Raw genomic sequence first — 21,680 nt, forward strand, 5'->3', positions numbered from 1 at the left:
GGCGGCGATATCGCCGATCGTGGTCACCGCCGGGGCCTACGCGGTGCTGGTGACTCGAGCGCGGCGACGGGACTCGGAGGCGGGGTGGTCGGGCCCTGGCAGGAGAGGTGGGATCCGGGGGCGTTGCGGGCGCAGGCCCGGACCGAGGTGCATGCGGAGCAGGCCGCACCGGATCCCGCTCCGGTGTTCAGCTCCTGAGCTTGCCCGGGGCGGGCGGATTCTCCTGTGCCGCGGCAGCATAGCGGCGGGCGAGGTCCGCGAAAGCCGTTCGGAGGGCCGGGGGGTCGATGACCTCGATGGCCGTGTCGAACCTGCCGAGAGACGCGGCCAGGGCGGGCCAGGACCAGGAGCCCAGGGTCACGCGGGTGCGGGTGGGGGTCACGGGCTCGGCGGTGCCGTCGTGGAGGAAGGGGGTGATGGCGGACAGGGGGAGGTCGAGGATCGCTTCGCCGGTGCAGGGCCAGGCCGGGGCGGTGGCGTCGGGGGAGCCGCGGAATTTCGCGTTCACGAAGGTGGCGGGGTCGGGGGCGGGGAGGTCGCGCGGGGTGAAGCGGGGGCCGGTGGGGATGCGCGGGGTCATGCGGTCGGCGCGGAAGGTGCGCCAGTCGGCGCGGTCCAGGTCCCAGGCCAGCAGATACCAGCGGCCGGCGCGGACCACGAGGTGGTGGGGCTCCACGCGGCGGGGCGGGGAATCGGGTTGCGGCCCGGCCGATTCGGACGCGTAGTCGAAGCGCAGCACCTCGCGGGCGCGCACCGCCGCGCTGAGGGCGAGCAGGACATCGGAGCTCACCCGATCGCGCGGATCGCCGCCCGGGCGTTCGACGGTCGCGAAGCGCAGGGCGTCCATCCGGGCGCGCAGGCGCGCGGGCATCACCTGCCGGACGGTCTGCAACGCGCGCAGGGCCGCTTCGGAGATATCCGCGCCGCCCAGGGTCGCGGTCCGCAGCGCCACGGCCACGGCGACCGCCTGCTCGTCGTCGAACAGCAGGGGCGGCAGCTCCGCGCCCGCTTCCAGGCGATAACCGCCGTCCGGACCCTTCGCCGTCGCGATGGGATATCCGAGTTCGCGGAGCCGGTCGATATCGCGGCGCACGGTGCGCGGACTGATGTCGAGCCGCTCGGCCAGCAGCGCGCCGGGCCAGTCGCGCCGGGCCTGCAACAGCGAGAGCAGGGCCAGCAGGCGTCCGGAAGTCTTCGGCATGTTTTCATACTGCCTCGAGTAGCGGACACATCCTGGCCTCTTCTCTCGAGAGAGTGGTGTTTCGGACCAGCCGATACGAGAGCAAGGAGTCGATCATGACCATCCAGACCACCACGCACCTGAACTTCCGCGGCGAGGCCCGGGCGGCCCTGGAGTTCTACCGCTCGGTGTTCGGCGGCGACCTCACGGTCATCACCTACCGCGACGCGAACGCGGTGACCACCGAATCCGCGGCCGACCAGATCATGTGGGGACAGGTGCTCTCGGACAACGGCTTCCACGTCATGGCCTATGACGTACCCGAGGCGACCCCGTACGACGCCGGTGTGAATCCGGTGTTCGTCTCGGTGCGGGGGGAGACCGTCGAGGAGATCACCGAGTACTGGAAGGGCCTGTCCGAGCGCGCCACGGTCCTCGCCCCGCTGGCCCCGTCGGGCTGGGCGCCCGCCTACGGGATGCTGCGTGACCGCTTCGGGGTCACCTGGGTGCTGGACGTGGCGGTCGAATACCACGGGTGAACCCCGGACACACCGGACGCACACCCGGGCCGCCCGATCGGCCCGGGGTCGTTTTCAGGGGAAGCTGGGGGTCTGGAAGTCCTGGGCCTCGGCGAAAGCGGCCAGATCGACCTGGCGGCGGGCGTTGGAGATGCCGGTCACCACGCAGGTGCCCAGGGGGCCGGTGCGGTCGTAGATAGTGGCGGTCGCGATCGCGATGCCGTCGCCCGCCACCTGGTCCTGGGCGAGGATACCCAGCTCGGGGCCCAGGGGCAGGCGGGCCAGGGTCACGGTCAGATCGCTGTTGATGTAGCCGACGCCCTCGGTGCCCCAGTTGCAGACCAGGTTCGTGGCGTCGCCGACGAAAGCAGCGCGCTGGAAAGGGGAGATGGGCTCGCCCTCGACCAGAGCGGGCAGGTTGTGCCAGGCCGACTTTCGTTCACTGTTCTGGCCGGAGGCGAAGTCGCCGGTCCAGTCCAGATCACCGGATTTGAACAGCGGCGGCGAGCCTTCGGGCGCGGTCAGCGGCTGTTCGGGTTGCGGCAGGTGCCGCGTCGCCTGCCACACCTGCCCGGGCGGCTGATCGCCGGCCGCCACGTACATGACCGTCGCCCGGGCGCGCACCTGATCCTGCTGAATGATGGCGGCGTCGATGACGCGCACCCGGCGGCCGTCGCGCACCACCTCGCTGTACATGCGGATCGGCTCGTTCAGCACCGGGCGGAACAGGTCGACGGTGAAGCGTGCGGGAATGAAATCGTCTCCGGGACAATGCCATTCCAGTTCGCGGGCGAGCAGACCGCACACCGCGGTGCCGCCGAGCTGGTTCGGCGACCACGGACTGATGGACATCTCGGTCGCCACATAGTGATCATCGACCAAAGTGAAAAATGCGACCACGCGTCCCGAACCCTTCTCGCCATCAAGATCTCTTGCATTAGAGCATGTTTCACAATTCACCGAACACCGGGCCGGGCTATACCGGAGGTATGGACTCCGTTCACGCGCCGCGGAACGCCTTGTCCCCGACCCGCTCGGGATCGGTGATGTGCGCCAGGAACAGCCGTGCGGCGGGGGTCGGGGTCCGAGTGGTCACCGCGTGCCAGGGCCGGGTGAGCGGGGTGCCCTCGATGTCCAGCACCTCGAGCCTGCCCTCACTCAGGTCCGATTCGATGGCGTCGGTGTGAATGAGCGTGATACCGAGCCCTTCTCGGGCCGCGGCCAGCGCGGCGCCGTGCGTGCCCAGGGTCAGGGTGGGCGGGCGGATCTGGAGCCGGTCGAACAGCGCGAGCGTGGTGTCGCGGGTACCCGAGCCCGCGCCACGCAGTAGCCAGGTGGCTTCGGTGACGTCGGGCCAGCGGCCGGGCGCGCCGACCACCACCAGCTGACAGGGGCGGCGGGCGCGGGTGACGAGCGTGCCGTCGCGGGGCGGGCGACCGGCGACCACGAGATCGGTTTCGTGGTGGTTCAATTCGAGAAACAATACATCGCGCGGCTGGATCGAGAGGCCGAGTTCGATATCGGGATAGCGATTGCGAAACGACGCCAGCAGCCGCAGCAGCACGTACTCGCCGGCCGTGGCGACCACCCCGATTCGGAGCCGGCCGGTTTCGGCCTCGCGCACCGCGGCATGCGCCTCCTTCATCAGGCCCAGAATGCTGCGGCAATAATCCGCGTATACCCGCCCGGCCTCGGTCAACGCGATTCCGCGGCCGGATTTCGCGATCAGTTTCGCGTCCAGTTGTTTCTCGATGTGCGCCACCGCGGCCGACGCGGCCGCCTCGGTGATGTGCAGCTGCGCGGCGGCCCGGCGGATGCTGCTGTGCCGGGCGACGGCGAGAAAGGTTTCCATGCGGACCGCACTCACCGTACCCATCTTCAGACGGTAGCAAACTTGACGAAATGGTTGAGCGAGACGAGGAACAATCGCATTGTCCGTCCGGAAATCGGCCGTCATCCTTGGAATCGGAAGCGCCCCAGCACCGTTCGCAGGAGGAAACGATGGCCGGAACTGACGATCAGAACGGTGAACGCGGTCGCTGGGATCCGGGTGTGAACACCTATGCGTCCATGGGTTATTACGCACCGGACTATCAGCCCAAGGATACCGACATCCTCGCGGTCTTCCGGGTCACCCCGCAGCCCGGGGTGGATCCGATCGAGGCGTGCGCGGCCGTCGCGGGCGAATCCTCCACGGCCACCTGGACCGTGGTGTGGACCGACCGGCTCACCGCGCACGACCGCTACCAGGCCAAGTGCTACCGGGTGGAGGACGTGCCGGGCCGGCCGGGGGAGTACTTCGGCTACGTCGCCTACGATCTGGATCTCTTCGAAGAGGGTTCGATCACCAATCTCACCTCGTCGGTGATCGGCAATGTCTTCGGATTCAAACCGCTGCAGGCCCTGCGGCTCGAAGATATGCGTATTCCGGTGGCGTATGTCAAGACCTTTCAGGGCGCTCCGCACGGAATCGTCATGGAGCGCGAGTATCTGAATAAGTACGGCCGGCCACTGCTCGGCGCGACGGTGAAACCGAAATTGGGTCTTTCCGCGCGAAACTACGGTCGCGTGGTGTACGAAGCCTGCAAGGGCGGGCTCGATTTCACCAAGGACGACGAGAACATCAACTCGCAGCCGTTCATGCGCTGGCGCGATCGCTTCCTGTTCGCCATGGAGGGCGTCAATCGCGCGACCGCCGAAACGGGCGAGCTCAAAGGCCATTACATGAATGTCACCGCGGCCGACATGGAGGACATGTACGAACGCGCGGAGTTTGCCAAGTCCATCGGCAGCATGATCATCATGATGGATCTGACGGTCGGCTACACGGCCATGCAGTCCATGTCCAAGTGGGCGCGGCGCAACGGCATGCTGCTGCATCTGCACCGGGCCGGGCACTCCACCTTCACCCGGCAGAAGACGCACGGCGTGAGTTTCCGGGTGCTGGCCAAGTGGTGCCGGCTCATCGGGGTCGATCACGTGCACGCCGGCACCGTCATCGGCAAGCTCGAGGGCGACCCGTACACGGTCAAGGGCTTCTACGACACGTTGCGCGACAACCACGTTCCCGCGAATCCGCGCAACGGCATCTTCTTCGACCAGGACTGGGCCAGCCTGCCGGGCGTCATGCCGGTGGCCTCGGGCGGCATCCACGCCGGGCAGATGCATCAACTGCTGGACCTGTTCGGTGACGACGTGGTGCTGCAGTTCGGCGGCGGCACCATCGGCCACCCGATGGGCATCGCGGCGGGCGCGGAAGCCAATCGCGTTGCGCTGGAAGCGGTCGTGAAGCTCCGCAACGAGGGCCGCGATCTGCTGAAAGAGGGCCCCGAAGCGCTGCGCCGGGCCGCCGAGACCTGCAAGCCGCTCGAGGCGGCGCTGCAGGTCTGGGGTGACGTGACCTTCGAGTACACCTCCACCGATGCCCCCGACGCCGTACCCACCAGCTCACGCTGACGCCGAAAGACGAGGAACCGCAATGCAACTGCGTCACGGCACGTTTTCTCACCTGCCCGACTTCACCGACGCCGAGATCGCCGCGCAGGTGCGCTACGCCCTGCTCAACAATTGGCCGGTCTCCATCGAATACACCGACGATCCGCACCCGCGCAATGTGTACTGGGAGATGTGGGGTCTGCCGCTGTTCGATCTCGACGAGCCCGACGGCGTACTCGCCGAGATCAATACCTGCCGAGCCACGTTCCCGCGGCACTACATTCGCGTCACCGCCTATGACGCCACGTACGGCCGCCAGACCACCGCACTGAGCTTCCTGGTGCAGCGCCCGGCCCACGAACCCGGCTTCCGGCTCGATCGCACCGACGCCAGCGACCGGCGCCAGCGGTACAGCTACCACGCGTACGCGCTGGACGACAGGCCCGGCGAACGCTACAGCGGCTGAACCGTTTTCCGAGCGAGAGGTTCGAAGTGAGCAAGGAGTATCCCGTGGCACCGAGCGCCCGGCAACCTGCGGCCGGGCCCGCGGCGAACGGGTTTCAGATGCATCGGCCCGGGGCCACGAGCCCCGCGCCGGTGCGCGGTGCGGCCGCCGACGGCCCCCGACCCGAGGACACGGCGGCCGACCACCCGCTCGCCGAGGACGCCCTGCTCGATCTGTCCGCCGATATGGCGGGCAAGGACGTCGAGGACACCCTGACCAGGCTCGACGCCGAACTGATCGGCCTGGCCAACGTCAAGCGCCGGGTGCGGGAGATCGCGGCGCTGCTGCTGATCGACCGCGCCCGTCAGCGCTTCGGCCTGCAGGCCACCCGCCCGACCATGCACATGAGCTTCACCGGCGGGCCGGGCACGGGCAAGACCACGGTGGCGCTGCGCATGGCTCAGATGCTGCACGCCCTGGGCTACATCCGTAAACCCAAGGTGCACACCGTTACCCGCGACGACCTGGTCGGCCAGTTCATCGGTCACACCGCGCCCAAGACCAAGGAGGCCCTGGCCAAGGCCGCCGGGGGCGTGCTGTTCATCGACGAGGCGTACTACCTGTTCCGGCCGGAGAACGAACGCGATTACGGGCAGGAGGTCATCGAAATCCTGCTGCAGGAGATGGAGAACGAGCGCACCAGCCTCGTGGTGATCTTCGCCGGCTACCCGGATCGCATGGAGGTCTTCTTCTCCGCCAACCCCGGCCTGTCCTCGCGGGTGGCCCACCACATCGAGTTCCCCGACTACACCCACGACGAGCTCCTGCGCATCGCCCAGCTCATGGTGACGCAGGAGAATTTCAGCCTCGACGACGCCGGGGTGGAGGCGTTCTCGCGCTATCTCGAACTGCGCATGACCCGCCCGCGCTTCGCCAACGCCCGCAGCGTGCGCAATGCCATCGACCGCTGCCGGCTGCGCCAGGCCAAACGCCTGGTGGAGCTGCACCGGCCGCTGAGCCGCACCGACCTGATCACGCTGACCGACAACGACGTCTACGGCAGCAGCGTGTTCACGGAAACCTCCGTATCGGAGGGCGCCCCCCAGTGAGGAAATGAGCAGGCGTATGCCCGAAGGATTGAAGACTCTCACCCGGTACACCATCGAGTCCGAGCATCGCCATCCCGGATCGTCCGGGGAATTCTCGGCGCTGGTGAACGTGCTGGCCACCGCGACCAAGATGATCGCCAACCAGGTGACCAGGGGCGCCATCGTGGGGTCGCTGGGCGGCACGGGCGCGGACAAGGCGCCGCGCGCGGTGCATCGCCAGCTCGACGCGATTGCGCACGACATCATGGTGGGAGAGAGTCAGTGGACCGGGCCGCTGTCGGCGCTGGTCTCCGAGCAGATGAGCGGGTTCCACGCGGTGCCGACCGAGTATCGGCGGGGGAAGTATCTGCTGGCCTTCGATCCGCTCGATGGATCGAGCAACATCGACGTGAACCTGCCCGTCGGAACGATTTTCAGCGTGCTGCGCGCGCCGGAGGACGGACGTGCGGCCACCGGCGAGGACTTCCTGCAACCGGGGGTGCAGCAGGTCTGCGCGGGATTCACGCTCTACGGGCCGGCGACGATGCTGGTGCTCACCACCGGGAACGGGGTGGACGGATTCACCCTCGATCGTGAGGTCGGGGCGTTCGTGCTCACCCATCCGGGCATGCGAATACCCGAGGACACTTCGGGTTTCGCGATCAACGCGGCCAACGAGCGGTTCTGGCAGCGACCGGTGCGGCGGTACGTGCACGAATGCCTACAGGGGCAGGACGGACCGCGCGGACGCGATTTCAACATGCGGTGGGTGGCCTCGCTGGTCGCGGACACCTTCCACATTCTGACCCGCGGGGGCATGTATCTGTACCCGCGCGACACCCGCCATCCGGATCGTCCGGGGCGGGTGTCGCTGTTGTACGGGGCCAATCCGATCGCGTTCATCGTCGAACAGGCGGGCGGGGCGGCGACCACCGGGCACGAACGGGTGCTGGACGTGAAGCCGGGGGAGCTGCACGAACGGGTGCCGTTCATCTTCGGCTCGCGCAACGAGGTCGAGCGGATCGTGCGCTATCACGCCGAACCCGACGGCGGGCCGAGCTTCGACGCCTCGCTGTTCGGGTCGCGGTCGCTGTTCCGGTCGGCCGGGCGCTGAGGCGTCGCGAAATCAGTTGTCCGGCAATCGAGGAGGTGCCATGTCGGTCAAACATCCGGTGGTCGCGATCACCGGGTCGTCCGGTGCGGGAACGACCAGCGTCACGCGGACCTTCCAGGAGATATTCCGGCGCGAGGGAATCAACGCGGCCATCGTGGAGGGAGACTCGTTCCACCGCTTCAACCGCAACGAGATGCAGCTGGCCATGGCCGAGGCCGAAGCCAGTCGCAATCTGACGTTCTCGCATTTCGGGCCGGAGGCGAATCTGCTGGGGGAGCTCGAGATGCTGTTCCGCGACTACGGCGAGACCGGGGTCGGGAATGTGCGGCGGTATCTGCACAACGACCGCGAGGCAAAGCCGTTCGGGCAGCCGGCGGGCACGTTCACGCCCTGGGAGGAACTCTCGCCGGGCAGTGATCTGCTGTTCTACGAGGGTTTGCACGGGGCGGCGGTGACCGACGGCATCGACGTGGGCAACTACACGGATCTGCTGGTCGGGGTGGTGCCGATCGTGAATCTGGAGTGGATTCAGAAGGTGCACCGCGACAAGAACGAACGCGGGTACTCGAGCGAGGCCATCATCGATACGATCCTGCGGCGCATGCCCGACTACGTGAAGCACATCTGCCCGCAGTTCTCGCGGACGTATGTGAATTTTCAGCGGGTGCCGACGGTGGATACCTCGAATCCTTTTACCGCGCGCACGATTCCGACCGCGGACGAGAGTTTCGTGGTGATCCGCTTCGCCGATCCGAAGGTGATCGACTTCCCGTATCTGCTGTCGATGCTGCACGATTCGTTCATGTCCCGGCCCAACAGCATCGTGGTGCCGGGCGGGAAGATGGACCTGGCCATGCAGTTGATCTTCACGCCGCTGATCCTGCGGCTGATGGACAAGCGGCCCAAGCGAATGCGGTGAAACGAATCCGGCGGCCGTCCCTGTTCGGGACGGCCGCCGGACCGTGTCGCGCTGGGATCAGACCGCGGCCGGAACATCCTTGGCCGCCTTGCGGACCTGGAACGAGCTGATGATCTCCATGATGCCGATGAAGATCAGCCACCAGCCCACCACCAGGGTCAGGGTCAGCAGCGAGGTGAACGGCGCCGCGATCAGCCAGCCGCCACCGATGACCAGCACGATGCCGAAGAAGATCGTCCAGCCGCGGCCCGGCATGCCGTCACCGGAGATGCCGGTGATCAGCGAGCTGACGCCGCGGAAGATCCAGCTGATGCCGATCCAGATGGCCAGCAGCAGGACCGCGGTGGCCTCGCCGCGTTCGGTCCAGTCGTGGAAGCACAGGAAGCCCAGGATCAGCGACAGGATCGCGCTGATGAAGGACAGGATTCTCATGCCGGCGCTGAGGTGCAGACCGAAGGCCGCGATCAGCTGGAAGACGCCGGACAGGATCAGGTAGATGCCGAACAGCACGCCCGCGATGAGCAGCGTCTTGCCCGGCCAGGCAAGGATCAGAATTCCCAGCGCCACCGAGAGGATGCCGGTGACCAGGATCGACTGCCAGGCGCCCCGGGCCAGCGCGTGGACCGGCCCTTCAATAACTTCCTCTTTGCTGGTTGTCATATTCGGGACAATATGCCCAGTTCATCCTATTTGCGGTGAATTAGCGCGGTGTGGTGCACGGTTGTGACTTGGGTCAATCCACTTCCGCGTGCCGTTTGAGTTCGCGCTTGACCCAGCGGATATCGGCGCGCCAGGTATAGGCGGCCACCAATGCCGAACCGGCAACGGCGGTATCGAGCATGTATTCGCCCTGCACGGGCACGCTGATCAGGCCGCCGATGAGCGCGCCGAGCGCGAACGAGCCGTATTGCACGGCGTAGCCGAGCCACTCGCGCGGGCCGCCGTCCCCGGCCAGGTGCCGTTCCACGCCCTGCGCGAGTTTCACCAGCGTGCCGGTCACGTAACTGACCGGAATGGAGACCTCGCCGTTCTTCACGAACGAGGTGTTCAGCGCACCCATCGCGAAGGCCACGATCAGAATCGGAGTCAGGCCGATGCTGCGTTCGCCGATGAAATGCTCACTGACCGCGGCCACCAATAGCGCGGCGGTAGCCAGCACGGTCGCGCCGTGCGGGTGGTTCTCCCAGACGTGCCGACGGAACAGCGAGGCCACGAACACGCCGGTGACGAAGCAGGCGATGAGCAGTGCGGCGCCGACGGCCAGGGTGGCGTCACCGGAAAAGAAGCCGAGAATGGCGCGTTCGGTGTTGCCGGTCATGAACGTGACGAAATATCCGGCCGAGTGCATGTACGCCGCCGCGCCGATGAAACCGGCCAGCGCGGACAGCACGGCGGACAGGCGCATCTCCAGATTCCAGAAGGGTGCGAGAGCTTCGCCGCGGCTCGAAGTCATGGCAAAAGGCTAGCAACCTTTTCCTGAGAACTTCCGGCGTGCGAAAGACGGCTGCTGACCGCGCGCCGCACGTGGGGTACAGTGCTTATGTTAACCACAATTCACATCTGGTTGAGCAGTAGAGCGCTAGGAGTAGCCATGACTTCCGCCGTCATCGTCGACGTGGTCCGGACCCCGACCGGAAAGGGGAAAGCCGGTGGTGGACTGTCGGAAGTGCACCCGGCGACACTGCTGTCCGGGGTGCTGGAAGCGCTCGTCGCGCGTACCGGGATCGATCCGGCGATTATCGATGATGTGATCGGTGGTTGCGTCACCCAGAGTGGCGAGCAGGCGTTCAACATCTCGCGCACGGCGGCGCTGGCGGCCGGATTCCCGGAATCTGTGCCGGCCACCACAGTCGACCGGCAGTGTGGCTCGAGCCAGCAGGCCGCGCACTTCGCCGCCCAGGGCGTGCTCGCCGGGGCGTACGACGTGGCCGTCGCCTGCGGCGTGGAATCCATGTCGCGGGTACCCATGTTCTCCAATGCCCAGGGGGCGGACGCGAATCGCGGTCCGCTCGCGCAGCGGTACCCGAACGGTCTGATCCAGCAGGGGATCGCGGCCGAGGTGATCGCCGCGCGCTGGAAGTTCGACCGGGGCGTGCTCGACGAATTCGCCGCGCGCTCACACCGGCTCGCGGCGGCCACCGCGGCGGCGGGCGGGTTCGACCACGAGATCGTCTCCGCCGGAACGATTTCCGCCGACGAGACGATCCGCCCGAGCACCTCGGCGGAGGGGCTGGCCGGATTGAAGCCGGCGTTCGCGGACGCGGAGTTCAAGGCCCGGTTCCCCGAGATCGAATGGTCGATCACCCCGGGCAACTCGTCCCCGCTCAGCGACGGCGCGTCCGCCGCGCTGATCATGAGCGAGCAGAAGGCGACCGAGCTCCGCCTGCGCCCGCGCGCCCGGTTCCATTCCTTCTCCGTGGTGGGCGATGATCCGCTGCTCATGCTGACGGCGGTTATTCCCGCCACCCGCAAGGTGCTGGCCCGCACGGGGCTCACGATCGACGATATCGACGTGTACGAGGTGAACGAGGCGTTCGCGCCCGTGCCGCTGGTCTGGGCGCACGAGCTCGGCGCGGATCCGGCCAAGCTCAATCCGCGCGGCGGGGCCATCGCGCTGGGGCATCCGCTGGGAGCTTCGGGCACCCGGATTCTCGCGACCATGCTGAATCACCTGGAGCAGACCGGTGGGCGCTACGGGCTCATGACGATGTGCGAGGCGGGCGGGCTGGCCAACGCCACCATCATCGAAAGGCTCTGAGCGCGACTCGCCCTGGGCCGCGATCTCGGCCGACGCAGGCGGGCGTTGTGTAGGCGCGCTCTCGCAGCGTCCGGCCGGGCTGATCAACCGGCGCTTTTCATCCAGCTCGGAAACCACTGCACGACAGTGGTTTCCGAGCTTTTCCAATTCGGCCGCGTAGCTGGATTCCGGTCGGGTCGGGTGTGCTGGGTGCCGAAGCGGGCACCCACCATCGACGCGGACGACGGTGGAGGATGCGGTTCGAACCGGGTGTCCGGCGCGGGAAGTCGGTGATTGCTCGTAGCGTGGTGCGGGTCATGAGTCGGGTGGAAGGTGGTTGAGCGTGGTCGCGGTGACCCGGGGACAGGTATTCGCGTGGCGGATGCGGCGGCAGTTCATCGGTGCGGACGCAGCGGTCGATGCCGTCGCGGTCGCCGAGCGGCTCGGTGGCGTGCAGGCGCAGGTGGCGTCCGCGGCGGAAATGGCCGTGGCGCTGCGCGGTAGCGCGGGGGAGCCGGGCGGGGTCGGGGCCGGACTGCGGGCGGGGTCGCTGGTCAAGACCTGGGCGATGCGTGGGACATTGCATGCGCTGACACCGGATTTCGCGGCGGGGGCGCTGTCGCTGATGGCGTCGGCTCGCACCTGGGAGAAGGGGTCCTGGGTCAAGACCTTCGGTGCGACACCGGACGACGTGGCCGCCCTCGTGGTCGCGGTCGGGGAGATCCTCGGGGATGCGGTCCTCACGCGTGAGGAGTTGGTGTCGTCCATTGTCGCCGAACGCCGTTTCCAGCCGCTCGAGGACCACTTGCGTTCGGGGTGGGGCGCTCTACTCAAACCACTCGCCTGGCAGGGGGCGCTGTGCCACGGGCCCGTGGACGGCACCACCGTGACCTTCACCCATCCGGCGCGGCTGATTTCGGGGTGGAAGGGCATCCCCGATCCGGATGTGGCCGCGCCCGAGGTGATCCGGACGTACCTGGGCGCTTATGGTCCCGCGACGCCCGGAGCGTTCGATGCCTGGCTGAGCCGGGGCAGCATCCGCAAGCCGGTGCTTCGGCGCTGGTTCGCCGAGCTGGGTGACGAGCTCACCGAAGTCGAGGTGGAGGGGCGGCGCAGGTATCTGCGCACCGAGCATGTCGACGAGTTGGTCGCGATCGAGCCGGAGGCATCGGTCCGGTTGCTCGGGTCGTTCGACCAATATGTGCTGGGTCCGGGGACCAACGACACCGCGCTGCTTCCGGCCGAACATCGCGCGAAGGTCAGCCGGGCCGCGGGCTGGATTTCGCCGCTGGTGCTGGTGGATGGGCGCATCGCCGGTACGTGGGCCGTCGCCGAGGGGGATGTGGTCGTGAGCATGTTCGACGGCGCCGCACCGTCCGCGCGCGAGTTGAAGCGCGAAGCGGCGCGGGTCGCCCGCGCCACGGGTGTTGCGGCGCTGACCGTGCGCGCCGAATGACCGACCGGGCGTGCCGAAGCCGCGGTGCGTTCCGATCGCGACGAATGCAAGTCGCGGGGTGTTAACCCTGCTCGGGTAGCGTCGCGCCCGAGGGGGGCATGGTGGGTGGAATCGTTGTCATCGGGGGCGGTATCGCGGGGCTCGCGACCGCGCTCTTCCTGGCGCGGCGCGGGCACCCGGTGACGGTGCTGGAACGGGAAAGCCGAAGCGCCGGCGCCGATCTGGAAGCGGACTTCCTGGAGTGGCATCGGCCTGGCGTGCCGCAGGCCGTACAACCGCACAACCTGCACGCGCCCGTGCGCGCCCTGCTGCGGGCCGAAGCGCCCGATGTGTACGCGACCATGCTCGCCCTGGGGGCCGAGGAATGGAACGACTTCGAGCAGCTCGCCGCGGTGCCGCCGCAACCGGGCGATTCGGAGCTGGTCACCCTGCGGGCGCGGCGCATCGTGGTGGAGCGCGCGCTGGCGAGCGCGGTCCGGGATCAGCCGGAAATCACGATGGCACAGGGTGATCCGGCGACCGGTCTCACGCTCGAGTATTCCGGTCCGGTGCCCCGGGTCACCGGCGTGCGCCGCGGTTCCGGTGAACTCGCCGCCGATCTCGTGATCGACGCGGCGGGCCGGCGTTCCCCGGTTCCGCGCTGGCTGACCGCCGCGGGCACCCGCCCCGCAGTCATCGACAGCCACCCCACCCGCATCGCCTACTTCTGCCGCTGGCACCGGCTCCGTCCCGGCGCGCCGCGCAGACCATCCTCCACAGCCACCGGCGGAGCCACACCCTTCGCTCTGGGCGGCGTATTCCCCAGTGACAACGGGGTTTTCGCAACCCACCTGGTGGTCTCGACCACGGATCCGACCCGGGCGGCGCTGCGGGACCCGGCGGTCTTCGAGTCCCTGTCGCGCACTTTCCCCGGCAGTGCGGACTGGCTCGCCCTCCCGCACGATCCGATCAGTCCCGTACTGGTGATGGCGGGCCTGGACAACCGGCGCACCGCCCTGGTCGACGAACACGGCCCGATCGTCACCGGCCTGCTCCTCGTTGGCGACAGCGCGATCCACACCAATCCCACTCTCGGCCTGGGCATTCCCTTCGCGCTTCGAGCCGCGGTCTGGATCGCCACCCACGCCGGCCACGCCGCCGACGGCACACTCACCCTCGATCACCACCGCTGGATGACCGAGACCCTCGGCCCCTGGTTCGACCATCAGGTGCGCGGCGACAAGACCACCGAAAACAACCTGGCCCTCCCGCCCGCCCCGACCGAATCCCCCCGCGCCGAGTTCTCCCCACTCGCCGCGCTGCCGTGGTGCGCGCTCGACGATCCCCACGTCCTGCGCGCCCGGCTGCGGGTCCGCCACCTGCTCGACCACCCCGACAGTCTCCTGACCAATCTGGATGTCGCACACCGGGTTGCGCTCTGGCTCCTGGACCACCCGGATTTCGTGCCGCCGTCCCAAGGCCCGAGTCGCGCCCGGTGGGAGGAACTGACCGCCACGGCCACGTTCGGCCGCCAACCGAACCGCCGTTGACGACCTCGAACCACCGACCCGCCGCTGCGTCCGACGAGCGGTCCGGCCCGACACTTCCGTCACGAACGCACTGACGCCACCACCGGACTCCTGGTGACCAGCCGGCGTCACCACACCGATCGAACTCTTCCGGAGTTCAACCTCCGACCGGACGATACGCCCGCGGCCAATTCCACTTGCGCGAGTTTCCCTGATCGGTACCGATAGCGAGATGATCGGCTGGAGGTGCTGTCCCGGTTGCGGTTTGGCGATGCCGGCGGAACGCGGCGACGTCGCGCGCGGAGTGGACGCGTCGCCCGCGTGCGCTGCCGTCTTCGCCGAAGTCTGCGGATTCGGCCTGCAGCGTCACCCGCTGGACCGCTTCCAGCAGCTGGCGACCGACACCTACATCGCCCAGCACGGCCGGGAAGGCGACAACCCTCGCCTCGTGCACGCACTGACCGGGCTTTATCTGGCGATCGAACACGGTCGCACCGCCTCGGAAGTGCTCTCGGCGCAGCACGCACTCGGCCGACCCGCCTCACCGCCGCTGACCCGTCCCCGCACGGTCCCCACGATGACGGTCATCGACGTCGCCGAACGCGGGTTGATGGTCAACTTCGTCATCGGTCACGCCGAGTCGCTGTACGAATGGGCCGATAGCGTCTGGGCCGCTTGGGAACCGCACCATGCCGACGTTGCCGCAATCACCCGAGAGCACCTCGGCGGATTCATCACCGTGCCTCAGCGCATCTGCTTCGGCTTTCGCGCCTGATCCCGGGCGGGAGCCGGGCTAGCGGGCGGGGTTCGGGAGGAGGTCCGGGGTGCGGGCGCCGGGGCCGAGGGTTGGGCGGATGTCCCGGGGGGTCAGGGGGGCCGCGCAGTGGGAGCAGGTGGGGGTGACCGTCATCTTGTGGCCGCAGGTCTTGTGGATCGCCTCGACGGGGGGACCGTCGGGGGCCGACCAGGTGTCGCCCCATTCGCGCATCGCGTTGACGACCGTCCAGAGGGTGCGGCCCTTTTCCGTCAGTTTGTAGTCGTGGCGGGGCGGGTTCTCCTGGTAGGGCTCGCGGGTCAGGACGCCCTGGTCGACCAGGTGTTCCAGGCGCTGGGTCAGGACGTTGCGAGCTATGCCCAGGCGGGAGCGGAAGTCGTCGAAGCGGGTCACGCCGAAGAGGGCGTCTCGGACTATGAGCAGGGTCCACCAGTCGCCCACGACCTCCAGGCATTGGGCGATGGAGCAGTTCATGTCCTCGAAGCTCGTTCGGCGCATGGGAACAGCATAGTCGGTTGCTTCAAAGAACTCACTGGCCTATGGTTCGTTGCATGATGCAACTCACTGGCCCGCCGGGCCGTCTGCTCGATGGGGAGAGATCGTGAACAACGCTGTGGAACAACAGGATCGGCAGGCGAAGCAGGGCAGGACCGTGCTCGGCATCGTGGCCATCGGCGTGCTGCTGTCGAGCCTGGACCTGTTCATCGTCAACGTGGCATTGCCGGAGATCGCGGTGGACTTCGCCGGGGCGGAGATCTCCGGGCTGTCCTGGGTGCTGAACGCCTACGCCATCGTCTTCGCCGCGCTGCTGGTGCCCGCGGGCAGGCTGGGGGACCGGAACGGGAACAAGAACGTCTTCCTGCTCGGGCTCGGCATCTTCGTGCTCGGCTCGGCGCTGTGCGCGGTGGCCTGGAATACCGGTGCGCTCGTGGGCTTTCGAGTACTCCAGGCGGTGGGCGGCGCCCTGCTGACCCCCGCCTCACTCGGACTCGTCCTGGCCGCGACCCCGCCCGAACGCCGGGCCGCGGCGGTCCGGCTGTGGGTGGCCTTCGGCGGCCTCGGCGCCGCGCTCGGACCCGTGCTGGGTGGATTGCTGGTCGAAGTGCAGTGGCGCTGGGTGTTCCTGGTGAACGTGCCCATCGGCATCGCCGCGCTGATCGTCGGATGGCGACTGCTGCCCAACCCCGCGGGTACGGGCGGCCGGCTCCCCGACGGGTTCGGCGCCCTCGCGCTGGTCGGATCGGTCGCCGCGCTGATTCTCGCGCTGGTCAAGGGCGAGGACTGGGGCTGGGCGTCGCCGGCGACGATCGGCGGGTTCGTGGCGGCGGTCGTGCTGGCGATCGCATTCGCGATCTCCTCGCGCCGGCATCACAGCCCGGTGCTCGATCCCGCGCTCCTGCGCCTGCCGAACTTCGGTCTCATGATCGGCAATTCACTGCTGTTCAACGTCGCCTTCGCGGGCATGCTGCTCTCGGCGGTGCTGTGGGCCCAGAACGTCTGGGGCTGGTCGGCATTGCAGTCCGGCCTCGCCATCGCGCCCGGCCCCCTCATGGTGCCCCCGGTGGCGATACTGGCCGGGCGACTCATCGCACGCTGGGGCCCGGGCCCGGTCATCGCCGCCGGCGGCGTGACGTTCGCGGCCGGAATCCTGTGGTGGACAGCGGCGGTCACGCTGGAACCGAACTTCGCGGGCGGACTGCTCGGCGGCATGGTGCTGACCGGCGTCGGGGTCGGACTCACACTCCCGACCAGCTTCGCGGCGGGCACCGCGGGGCTCCCGCCGCAGCGCTTCGCCACCGGTTCCGCCGTCCTGAGCATGGCCCGCCAGATCGGATTGGCCATCGGCGTCGCGGTTTTCGTCGCGGTGGTGGGCGCGCCCGAGGGCGCGGACGCGACACTGCAGGCCTTCCAGCGCGGCTGGTACGTCGTCGCGGGCGCGGCGGTGGCGGCGGGGCTGATCGGTCTCGCGGCCCGGCTGCCGCGACCCACTGATGCTCCGGCACAACCGGTTTCGACGGTCGCCGCGAAGGGCTGACACGACACCGAGCAGTAGTGCGCCGTCATCCCCGCGGGGGTGGCGGCGCACCCGCGCATCCGCCCGGGGAGGGGTAAATCCAGCGGCTCTCTCAGGGCAGGGATCAGGGGTTCTCCGGATTCCGCCGAGGCCGCCGGTTTCCTACCGTCGAAGCATGCGATCTCTCTGGGCGATTCCGGTGCTGGCGTTGGTGGCGGGATGCTCGACCGTGGCCACCGACAGTCCGCCCACCGCCCTGACCACCACCCCGTCGGTGGTCGCGGTGAGCCGCGTCGAGCAGATCCGCGCCGACATCGACGCCCTCGTGCGCACCGGGCTCGCCGGCGCCATCGCCACCCTCACCGAGAACGGCCAGACCCTCACCCTCACCGCCGGGGTCGCCGATCGCGCCACCGGCGAGCCGATTCCGCTGTCGCCGCACCAGGAGGTCCGGGTCGGCAGCATCTCGAAAACCTTCGTGGCCGCGATCGTCCTGCAACTGGCCGCGGAGGGCCGTGTGCGACTGGACGAGCCGATCGACACCTACCTGCCCGGCCTGCTGACCGGCAACGGCATCGACGCCCACGCCATCACCGTGCGGCAGATACTCCAGCATCGCAGCGGCCTCCCGGAATTCGCGGACGCGCCGGAGATCGACGAATACCGCGCCGGCGTCGAGGGACGCGTCTTCACCCCGGCGGAGGAGATCCGGATCGCGCTCCGCAATCCCGCGCGGTTCGCCCCGGGCGCGCGGTTCGAGTACACGAACACCAACTACACCGTGGCCGCCATGCTGATCGAGAAGGTCACCGGCCGCGCCTACACCGACGAGCTGACCGGACGCATCACCGTGCCGACCCAGTTGACCGGCACCTACCTGCCGAACCCGGGCGAGCTGGACATCCGCGGCCCGCACCCGCACGGCTACGCGACCATCGACGGGGTGCGCACCGACGTGACCCGGTCCGAGCCGTCCGTACCGTGGGCGGCCGGCGCGCTCGTATCGACCGGGGCCGATCTCAATCGCTTCTATCTCGATCTGCTGGCGGGGAAGGTCGTGGCTCCCGCGCAGCTGGAGCAGATGCTCGCGGGCGAGCCGCAGGAACCGGGCGGCTCGATGTGGTACGGCCTCGGCATAGGCGGCACCGAACTCGACTGCGGCGCGCAGTATTTCGGCCGCACCGGCGGCATCGCCGGCTATGTCACCGTCGCCGGCGCCTCCCGCGACGGCCGGGCGGTGACCATCACCCTGACCGAATCCCCGGAACGGGAACCGGATGTGCAGGCTCTGGTCAGTCACGCCCTGTGCCCGTAAGGTACTACTAGATGTAGTAGACAACGCGAGTTCGACGACAACTGCGCGAAACAGGGGGCGGGGCAATGACATACGAACAGGTCTGCGTGGTCGGCGGCGGTCCGGCGGGAATGATGGCGGGCCTGCTGCTCGCCCGGGCGGGGGTGCGGGTCACCGTCGTGGAGAAGCACGCGGACTTCCTGCGCGACTTCCGCGGCGACACCGTGCACCCCTCGACCCTGCGACTGCTGGACGAGCTCGGACTGGGGGAGCGCTTCGCCCGGCTCCCGCATCGCAAACTCGAGCAGATGCGCATGCGCATCGCGGGCGACACCCTCGTGGTCGCGGATTTCCGCCGCCTGCCCGGCCGTCATCGCTACATAGCCATGGTGCCGCAGTGGGATTTCCTGGACCTGCTCGCCGAGGCGGCATCGGCCGAACCCACCTTCACCCTGCGCATGGCCACCGAATTCACCGGCCTGCGCGTCGAATCCGGCCGCATCACCGGCGCACACCTGCGAAACCCCGACGGCAGCACCGAAACCCTGGACACCGCGCTGGTGCTGGCCTGTGACGGGCGCGATTCCGCCGCCCGCGCCGCCGCCGGACTCCGGCAGGACATGTTCGAGGTCCCCATGGACGTGTGGTGGCTGCGCGTGCCCACCGCCGCCGACACCGCCGGAACAGCACAGGTTTTCGCGCGCTTCGACGCCGGGCGCGCGGCGGTGACCCTGGATCGCGGCGACTATTACCAGACCTCCTACCTCATCCCGAAGGGCTCCGACGCCAAGCTGCGCGCCCGCGACATCCGGTGGCTGCGCGACGAACTGGCGGACCTCTTCGACTGGACCCCCGAGGCCCTGGCGGCCGTGCGCTCCTGGGACGACGTCAAACTCCTCGAGGTGACCATGGGCCGGCTGCCGACCTGGCACGCCCCCGGTCTGCTCTGCCTGGGCGACGCCGCGCACACCATGTCCCCGGTCGGCGGGGTCGGGGTGAACCTGGCCATCCAGGACGCGGTGGCCGCCGCCCGCATCCTGGCAGCCCCGCTGCTGTCCGGCCGTCTCACCTCCGCCGACCTGGCCAAAGTGCAACGCCGCCGCCACTTTCCGACAGCGATGACCCAGAAATCCCAGCTGAACGAACACGAACTCCTGCTCGAACCCGCCCTGGACGGCACCCTCACCGGCGCACCCACCCCGCTGCGCATCATCGATCGGTTCCCTGTGCTGGCCGGAATCTCCGCCTATGTCGGCGGCATCGGACTCCGGCCCGAAAGGGCGCCCGCCTTCGCCCGGCCGTGATCGCGAGAGCCATCGCCGAGGCAGATCCGTCGCCGCGTACACGAACCGCGTCGGCGACGTGCGCACCCACGCGAGTCCCTGCCCGGCACCGCCCTCGGACTCTGGCCGCCGTCGAGCTGCGCCGACTTCCGCTCGGACGGGTCGGCCACGGTCGTAGCCCCGCCCGGCGCGCCGATAGGGTGCGGGGATGCGGACCGAACGAGAGCAGCGGCTGATCGACACCGTGGCCTGGGTGTTGATCCGGGACGGGCGAATTCTGTGCGGGCGGCCCGCCGGGAAGGACGAGTTCTATATCCCCGGCGGGAAAAGGGAAGGGGCCGAGACGGATCTGGAGACCCTCGTCCGGGAGATCCGCGAGGAGCTGACCGTCGAGGTGCTGCCCGGAACCGTGGCGCACGCTGGCACCTACGAAGCCCCGATCCCCGGCGCGCTGGTCCGCATGGCCTGCTATACGGCCGACTACACGGGCACGATCGCGGTCAGCAGCGAGATCGAGGAGATCGACTGGTTCGACTACTCGGACCGGCCCCGGGTGCCCCCGGTCGACCAGCTCCTGTTCGACGATCTGGTGGCCGCGGGGCTGCTGAATCGCTGAAAACAGAATCCGGTTACTAGAACATGTTGTTGACAGGTACCGGTGGGTAGTCATCGAGAGACTGGTCTGAATGTAGAACATGTTCTAGTGTGATGGGCAGAACATTCCAGTGCCGGGAAGTTAGAGGAGCCCCCACCACATGCGTACCGAGATCTGCGATCGCCTGGGCATCGATGTCCCCATCTTCGCGTTCACCCATTGCCGCGATGTGGCCGCCGCGGTCAGCAATGCCGGCGGGCTCGGCGTGCTCGGCGCGGTCGGTTTCACCGCCGAGCAGCTCGAGGTCGAACTGGCCTGGCTCGATGAGCATGTACAGGGCGTCTACGGCGTGGACCTGGTCATCCCGTCGAAGTACGAGGGCAAGGGCGTCGAGAACCTGACCCCCGAGGAGTTGGAAGCCCAACTCGCCAAGCTCGTTCCGCAGGGCCACCGCGATTTCGCGCAGAAGATCCTCGAGGACCACAACGTTCCGCAGCTGCCCGAGGGCGAGCGGCACAACCAGCTGCTGGGCTGGACCGCCACCACGGTCGCCCCGCAGATCGAGGTCATTCTCAAGCACCCCAAGGCCAAGCTGGTCGCCAACGCGCTGGGCACCCCGCCCGATGACGTCATCAAGACCATCCAGGATTCCGGCCGCCTGATCGGCGCGCTGTGCGGCTCGGTCAAGCACGCCATGAACCACAAGAACGCGGGCCTGGACTTCGTGGTCATGCAGGGCACCGAGGGCGGCGGCCACTGCGGCGAGATCGCCTCGATGGTGCTGTGGCCGCAGGTCGTGGACGCCATCGGCGACATGCCCGCGCTGGCCGCGGGCGGCATCGGCAACGGCCGTCAGGTCGCCGCCGCGCTGGCCATGGGCGCGCAGGGCGCGTGGACCGGCTCGCTGTGGCTGACCGTGGAGGAGGCCAACGTGCCGCCCGCCCAGATGCAGACCTACATCGACGCCACCAGCTCGGACACCGTGCGCTCGCGGTCCTGGACGGGCAAGCCCTGCCGCATGCTCAAGAACGACTGGACCGAGGCGTGGGACCGCGAGGACACCCCGGCTCCGCTGGGCATGCCGCTGCAGATGATGGTCGCCCTCGACGGCGTCAAGCGCGGCCACCGCTACCCCGAGGCCGCCAAGGACGTGAACTTCAACCCGGTCGGCCAGGTCGTCGGCCAGATGAACAAGGTCGAGCGGTCGACCGAGGTCGTGCAGCGCCTGATCCAGGAGTACCTGGATTCGTGCGAGCGGCTGAACAAGCTCAACAACGCCTGACGTAGCTCACGCACGAACGGCCCGGTCGCCTTGCGCG

At 68.5% G+C, this 21,680-nt stretch carries 21 protein-coding genes; 15 read left to right on the plus strand and 6 right to left on the minus strand.

Features of this window, described 5'->3' with window-relative positions; translation table 11 throughout:
• Window positions 1-187: 187 nt before the first annotated feature.
• Entirely contained in the window at window positions 188-1,201 is a 1,014-nt protein-coding gene (locus ABZ319_RS25750) for a WYL domain-containing protein (RefSeq protein ID WP_354989049.1), read from the minus strand.
• 95 nt (window positions 1,202-1,296) lie between these two features.
• On the opposite strand from ABZ319_RS25750, the gene ABZ319_RS25755 reads away from it, so the two are divergent.
• The gene (locus ABZ319_RS25755) at window positions 1,297-1,719 is read left to right on the plus strand and encodes a VOC family protein (RefSeq protein WP_354989050.1); all 423 of its coding nucleotides are present in this window, start codon (window positions 1,297-1,299) and stop codon (window positions 1,717-1,719) included.
• A 54-nt stretch (window positions 1,720-1,773) separates the two neighbouring features.
• Here the strand turns inward: ABZ319_RS25755 and ABZ319_RS25760 are convergent, their stop codons facing one another.
• Together ABZ319_RS25760 and ABZ319_RS25765 are read right to left on the minus strand one after the other, a co-directional pair.
• Window positions 1,774-2,598: an acyl-CoA thioesterase domain-containing protein gene (locus ABZ319_RS25760; protein WP_354989051.1), complete on the minus strand. Its 825-nt coding sequence runs from the start codon at window positions 2,596-2,598 to the stop codon at window positions 1,774-1,776.
• 100 nt (window positions 2,599-2,698) lie between these two features.
• Entirely contained in the window at window positions 2,699-3,574 is an 876-nt protein-coding gene (locus ABZ319_RS25765; protein WP_354989052.1) for a LysR substrate-binding domain-containing protein, read from the minus strand.
• Between the two features lie 125 nt (window positions 3,575-3,699).
• Between ABZ319_RS25765 and ABZ319_RS25770 the strand changes: the two genes are divergently transcribed.
• Genes ABZ319_RS25770 through ABZ319_RS25790 form a run of 5 tightly spaced genes read left to right on the plus strand, consistent with a single transcriptional unit; the run spans window position 3,700 to window position 8,699 of the window.
• Window positions 3,700-5,154: a form I ribulose bisphosphate carboxylase large subunit gene (locus ABZ319_RS25770; protein ID WP_354989053.1), complete on the plus strand. Its 1,455-nt coding sequence runs from the start codon at window positions 3,700-3,702 to the stop codon at window positions 5,152-5,154.
• Between the two features lie 22 nt (window positions 5,155-5,176).
• Complete coding sequence (locus tag ABZ319_RS25775) at window positions 5,177-5,599, plus strand: ribulose bisphosphate carboxylase small subunit (protein ID WP_354989054.1); 423 nt, start codon at window positions 5,177-5,179, stop codon at window positions 5,597-5,599.
• Window positions 5,600-5,643: 44 nt separating this feature from the next.
• Window positions 5,644-6,687: an AAA family ATPase gene (locus ABZ319_RS25780; RefSeq protein ID WP_354989055.1), complete on the plus strand. Its 1,044-nt coding sequence runs from the start codon at window positions 5,644-5,646 to the stop codon at window positions 6,685-6,687.
• 16 nt (window positions 6,688-6,703) lie between these two features.
• On the plus strand, window positions 6,704-7,780 hold the full coding sequence (locus ABZ319_RS25785) for a class 1 fructose-bisphosphatase (protein ID WP_354989056.1): 1,077 nt from the start codon (window positions 6,704-6,706) through the stop codon (window positions 7,778-7,780).
• A 40-nt stretch (window positions 7,781-7,820) separates the two neighbouring features.
• Window positions 7,821-8,699, plus strand: a complete 879-nt coding sequence (locus ABZ319_RS25790; RefSeq protein WP_354989057.1) for a phosphoribulokinase — start codon at window positions 7,821-7,823, stop codon at window positions 8,697-8,699.
• A 57-nt stretch (window positions 8,700-8,756) separates the two neighbouring features.
• Here ABZ319_RS25790 and ABZ319_RS25795 read toward each other — a convergent pair whose 3' ends face one another.
• Window positions 8,757-9,359 carry an HdeD family acid-resistance protein gene (locus ABZ319_RS25795; RefSeq protein ID WP_354989058.1) on the minus strand — a complete coding sequence of 201 codons (603 nt, stop codon included), beginning with the start codon at window positions 9,357-9,359 and terminating at the stop codon, window positions 8,757-8,759.
• Between the two features lie 73 nt (window positions 9,360-9,432).
• Window positions 9,433-10,152, minus strand: a complete 720-nt coding sequence (locus tag ABZ319_RS25800) for a YoaK family protein (RefSeq protein ID WP_354989059.1) — start codon at window positions 10,150-10,152, stop codon at window positions 9,433-9,435.
• 138 nt (window positions 10,153-10,290) lie between these two features.
• On the opposite strand from ABZ319_RS25800, the gene ABZ319_RS25805 reads away from it, so the two are divergent.
• The 4 genes from ABZ319_RS25805 (at window position 10,291) to ABZ319_RS25820 (ending at window position 15,175) form a co-directional block, all read left to right on the plus strand.
• A complete protein-coding gene (locus ABZ319_RS25805; protein ID WP_354989060.1) occupies window positions 10,291-11,457 on the plus strand; it encodes a thiolase family protein in 1,167 nt (388 codons plus the stop codon).
• Window positions 11,458-11,779: 322 nt separating this feature from the next.
• Entirely contained in the window at window positions 11,780-12,892 is a 1,113-nt protein-coding gene (locus tag ABZ319_RS25810; RefSeq protein WP_354989061.1) for a winged helix DNA-binding domain-containing protein, read from the plus strand.
• A 101-nt stretch (window positions 12,893-12,993) separates the two neighbouring features.
• Window positions 12,994-14,421, plus strand: coding sequence for an FAD-dependent oxidoreductase (locus ABZ319_RS25815; RefSeq protein ID WP_354989062.1), 1,428 nt, complete (start codon window positions 12,994-12,996; stop codon window positions 14,419-14,421).
• 211 nt (window positions 14,422-14,632) lie between these two features.
• A complete protein-coding gene (locus ABZ319_RS25820; RefSeq protein WP_354989063.1) occupies window positions 14,633-15,175 on the plus strand; it encodes a DUF5946 family protein in 543 nt (180 codons plus the stop codon).
• Window positions 15,176-15,193: 18 nt separating this feature from the next.
• On the opposite strand, the gene ABZ319_RS25825 is transcribed toward ABZ319_RS25820, so the two are convergent.
• Window positions 15,194-15,673, minus strand: a complete 480-nt coding sequence (locus ABZ319_RS25825; RefSeq protein WP_354989064.1) for a helix-turn-helix domain-containing protein — start codon at window positions 15,671-15,673, stop codon at window positions 15,194-15,196.
• A gap of 103 nt (window positions 15,674-15,776) precedes the next feature.
• Between ABZ319_RS25825 and ABZ319_RS25830 the strand changes: the two genes are divergently transcribed.
• From ABZ319_RS25830 to ABZ319_RS25850, 5 genes are all read left to right on the plus strand, one after another.
• The gene (locus ABZ319_RS25830) at window positions 15,777-17,210 is read left to right on the plus strand and encodes an MFS transporter (RefSeq protein ID WP_354989065.1); all 1,434 of its coding nucleotides are present in this window, start codon (window positions 15,777-15,779) and stop codon (window positions 17,208-17,210) included.
• A gap of 154 nt (window positions 17,211-17,364) precedes the next feature.
• Window positions 17,365-18,504: a serine hydrolase domain-containing protein gene (locus ABZ319_RS25835; protein ID WP_354989066.1), complete on the plus strand. Its 1,140-nt coding sequence runs from the start codon at window positions 17,365-17,367 to the stop codon at window positions 18,502-18,504.
• Between the two features lie 65 nt (window positions 18,505-18,569).
• Window positions 18,570-19,787 (plus strand): FAD-dependent oxidoreductase, encoded by a 1,218-nt coding sequence (locus ABZ319_RS25840; RefSeq protein WP_354989067.1) that lies wholly within the window; start codon window positions 18,570-18,572, stop codon window positions 19,785-19,787.
• 187 nt (window positions 19,788-19,974) lie between these two features.
• Complete coding sequence (locus tag ABZ319_RS25845; RefSeq protein WP_354989068.1) at window positions 19,975-20,382, plus strand: NUDIX domain-containing protein; 408 nt, start codon at window positions 19,975-19,977, stop codon at window positions 20,380-20,382.
• Between the two features lie 139 nt (window positions 20,383-20,521).
• Entirely contained in the window at window positions 20,522-21,643 is a 1,122-nt protein-coding gene (locus ABZ319_RS25850) for a nitronate monooxygenase family protein (RefSeq protein WP_354989069.1), read from the plus strand.
• Window positions 21,644-21,680 lie beyond the last annotated feature (37 nt).

The organism is Nocardia sp. NPDC005978, assembly GCF_040614455.1.
GTDB lineage: Bacteria > Actinomycetota > Actinomycetes > Mycobacteriales > Mycobacteriaceae > Nocardia.

What these genes read in the sequence shown, in the direction of transcription:
- ABZ319_RS25750 (WP_354989049.1), bottom strand. Translation starts at nt 1,201, where the DNA reads ATGCCGAAGACTTCCGGACGCCTGCTGGCCCTGCTCTCGCTGTTGCAG.
- ABZ319_RS25755 (WP_354989050.1), top strand. Translation starts at nt 1,297, where the DNA reads ATGACCATCCAGACCACCACGCACCTGAACTTCCGCGGCGAGGCCCGG.
- ABZ319_RS25765 (WP_354989052.1), bottom strand. Translation starts at nt 3,574, where the DNA reads ATGGGTACGGTGAGTGCGGTCCGCATGGAAACCTTTCTCGCCGTCGCC.
- ABZ319_RS25770 (WP_354989053.1), top strand. Translation starts at nt 3,700, where the DNA reads ATGGCCGGAACTGACGATCAGAACGGTGAACGCGGTCGCTGGGATCCG.
- ABZ319_RS25775 (WP_354989054.1), top strand. Translation starts at nt 5,177, where the DNA reads ATGCAACTGCGTCACGGCACGTTTTCTCACCTGCCCGACTTCACCGAC.
- ABZ319_RS25785 (WP_354989056.1), top strand. Translation starts at nt 6,704, where the DNA reads ATGCCCGAAGGATTGAAGACTCTCACCCGGTACACCATCGAGTCCGAG.
- ABZ319_RS25790 (WP_354989057.1), top strand. Translation starts at nt 7,821, where the DNA reads ATGTCGGTCAAACATCCGGTGGTCGCGATCACCGGGTCGTCCGGTGCG.
- ABZ319_RS25795 (WP_354989058.1), bottom strand. Translation starts at nt 9,359, where the DNA reads ATGACAACCAGCAAAGAGGAAGTTATTGAAGGGCCGGTCCACGCGCTG.
- ABZ319_RS25800 (WP_354989059.1), bottom strand. Translation starts at nt 10,152, where the DNA reads ATGACTTCGAGCCGCGGCGAAGCTCTCGCACCCTTCTGGAATCTGGAG.
- ABZ319_RS25805 (WP_354989060.1), top strand. Translation starts at nt 10,291, where the DNA reads ATGACTTCCGCCGTCATCGTCGACGTGGTCCGGACCCCGACCGGAAAG.
- ABZ319_RS25820 (WP_354989063.1), top strand. Translation starts at nt 14,633, where the DNA reads ATGATCGGCTGGAGGTGCTGTCCCGGTTGCGGTTTGGCGATGCCGGCG.
- ABZ319_RS25825 (WP_354989064.1), bottom strand. Translation starts at nt 15,673, where the DNA reads ATGCGCCGAACGAGCTTCGAGGACATGAACTGCTCCATCGCCCAATGC.
- ABZ319_RS25835 (WP_354989066.1), top strand. Translation starts at nt 17,365, where the DNA reads ATGCGATCTCTCTGGGCGATTCCGGTGCTGGCGTTGGTGGCGGGATGC.
- ABZ319_RS25840 (WP_354989067.1), top strand. Translation starts at nt 18,570, where the DNA reads ATGACATACGAACAGGTCTGCGTGGTCGGCGGCGGTCCGGCGGGAATG.
- ABZ319_RS25845 (WP_354989068.1), top strand. Translation starts at nt 19,975, where the DNA reads ATGCGGACCGAACGAGAGCAGCGGCTGATCGACACCGTGGCCTGGGTG.
- ABZ319_RS25850 (WP_354989069.1), top strand. Translation starts at nt 20,522, where the DNA reads ATGCGTACCGAGATCTGCGATCGCCTGGGCATCGATGTCCCCATCTTC.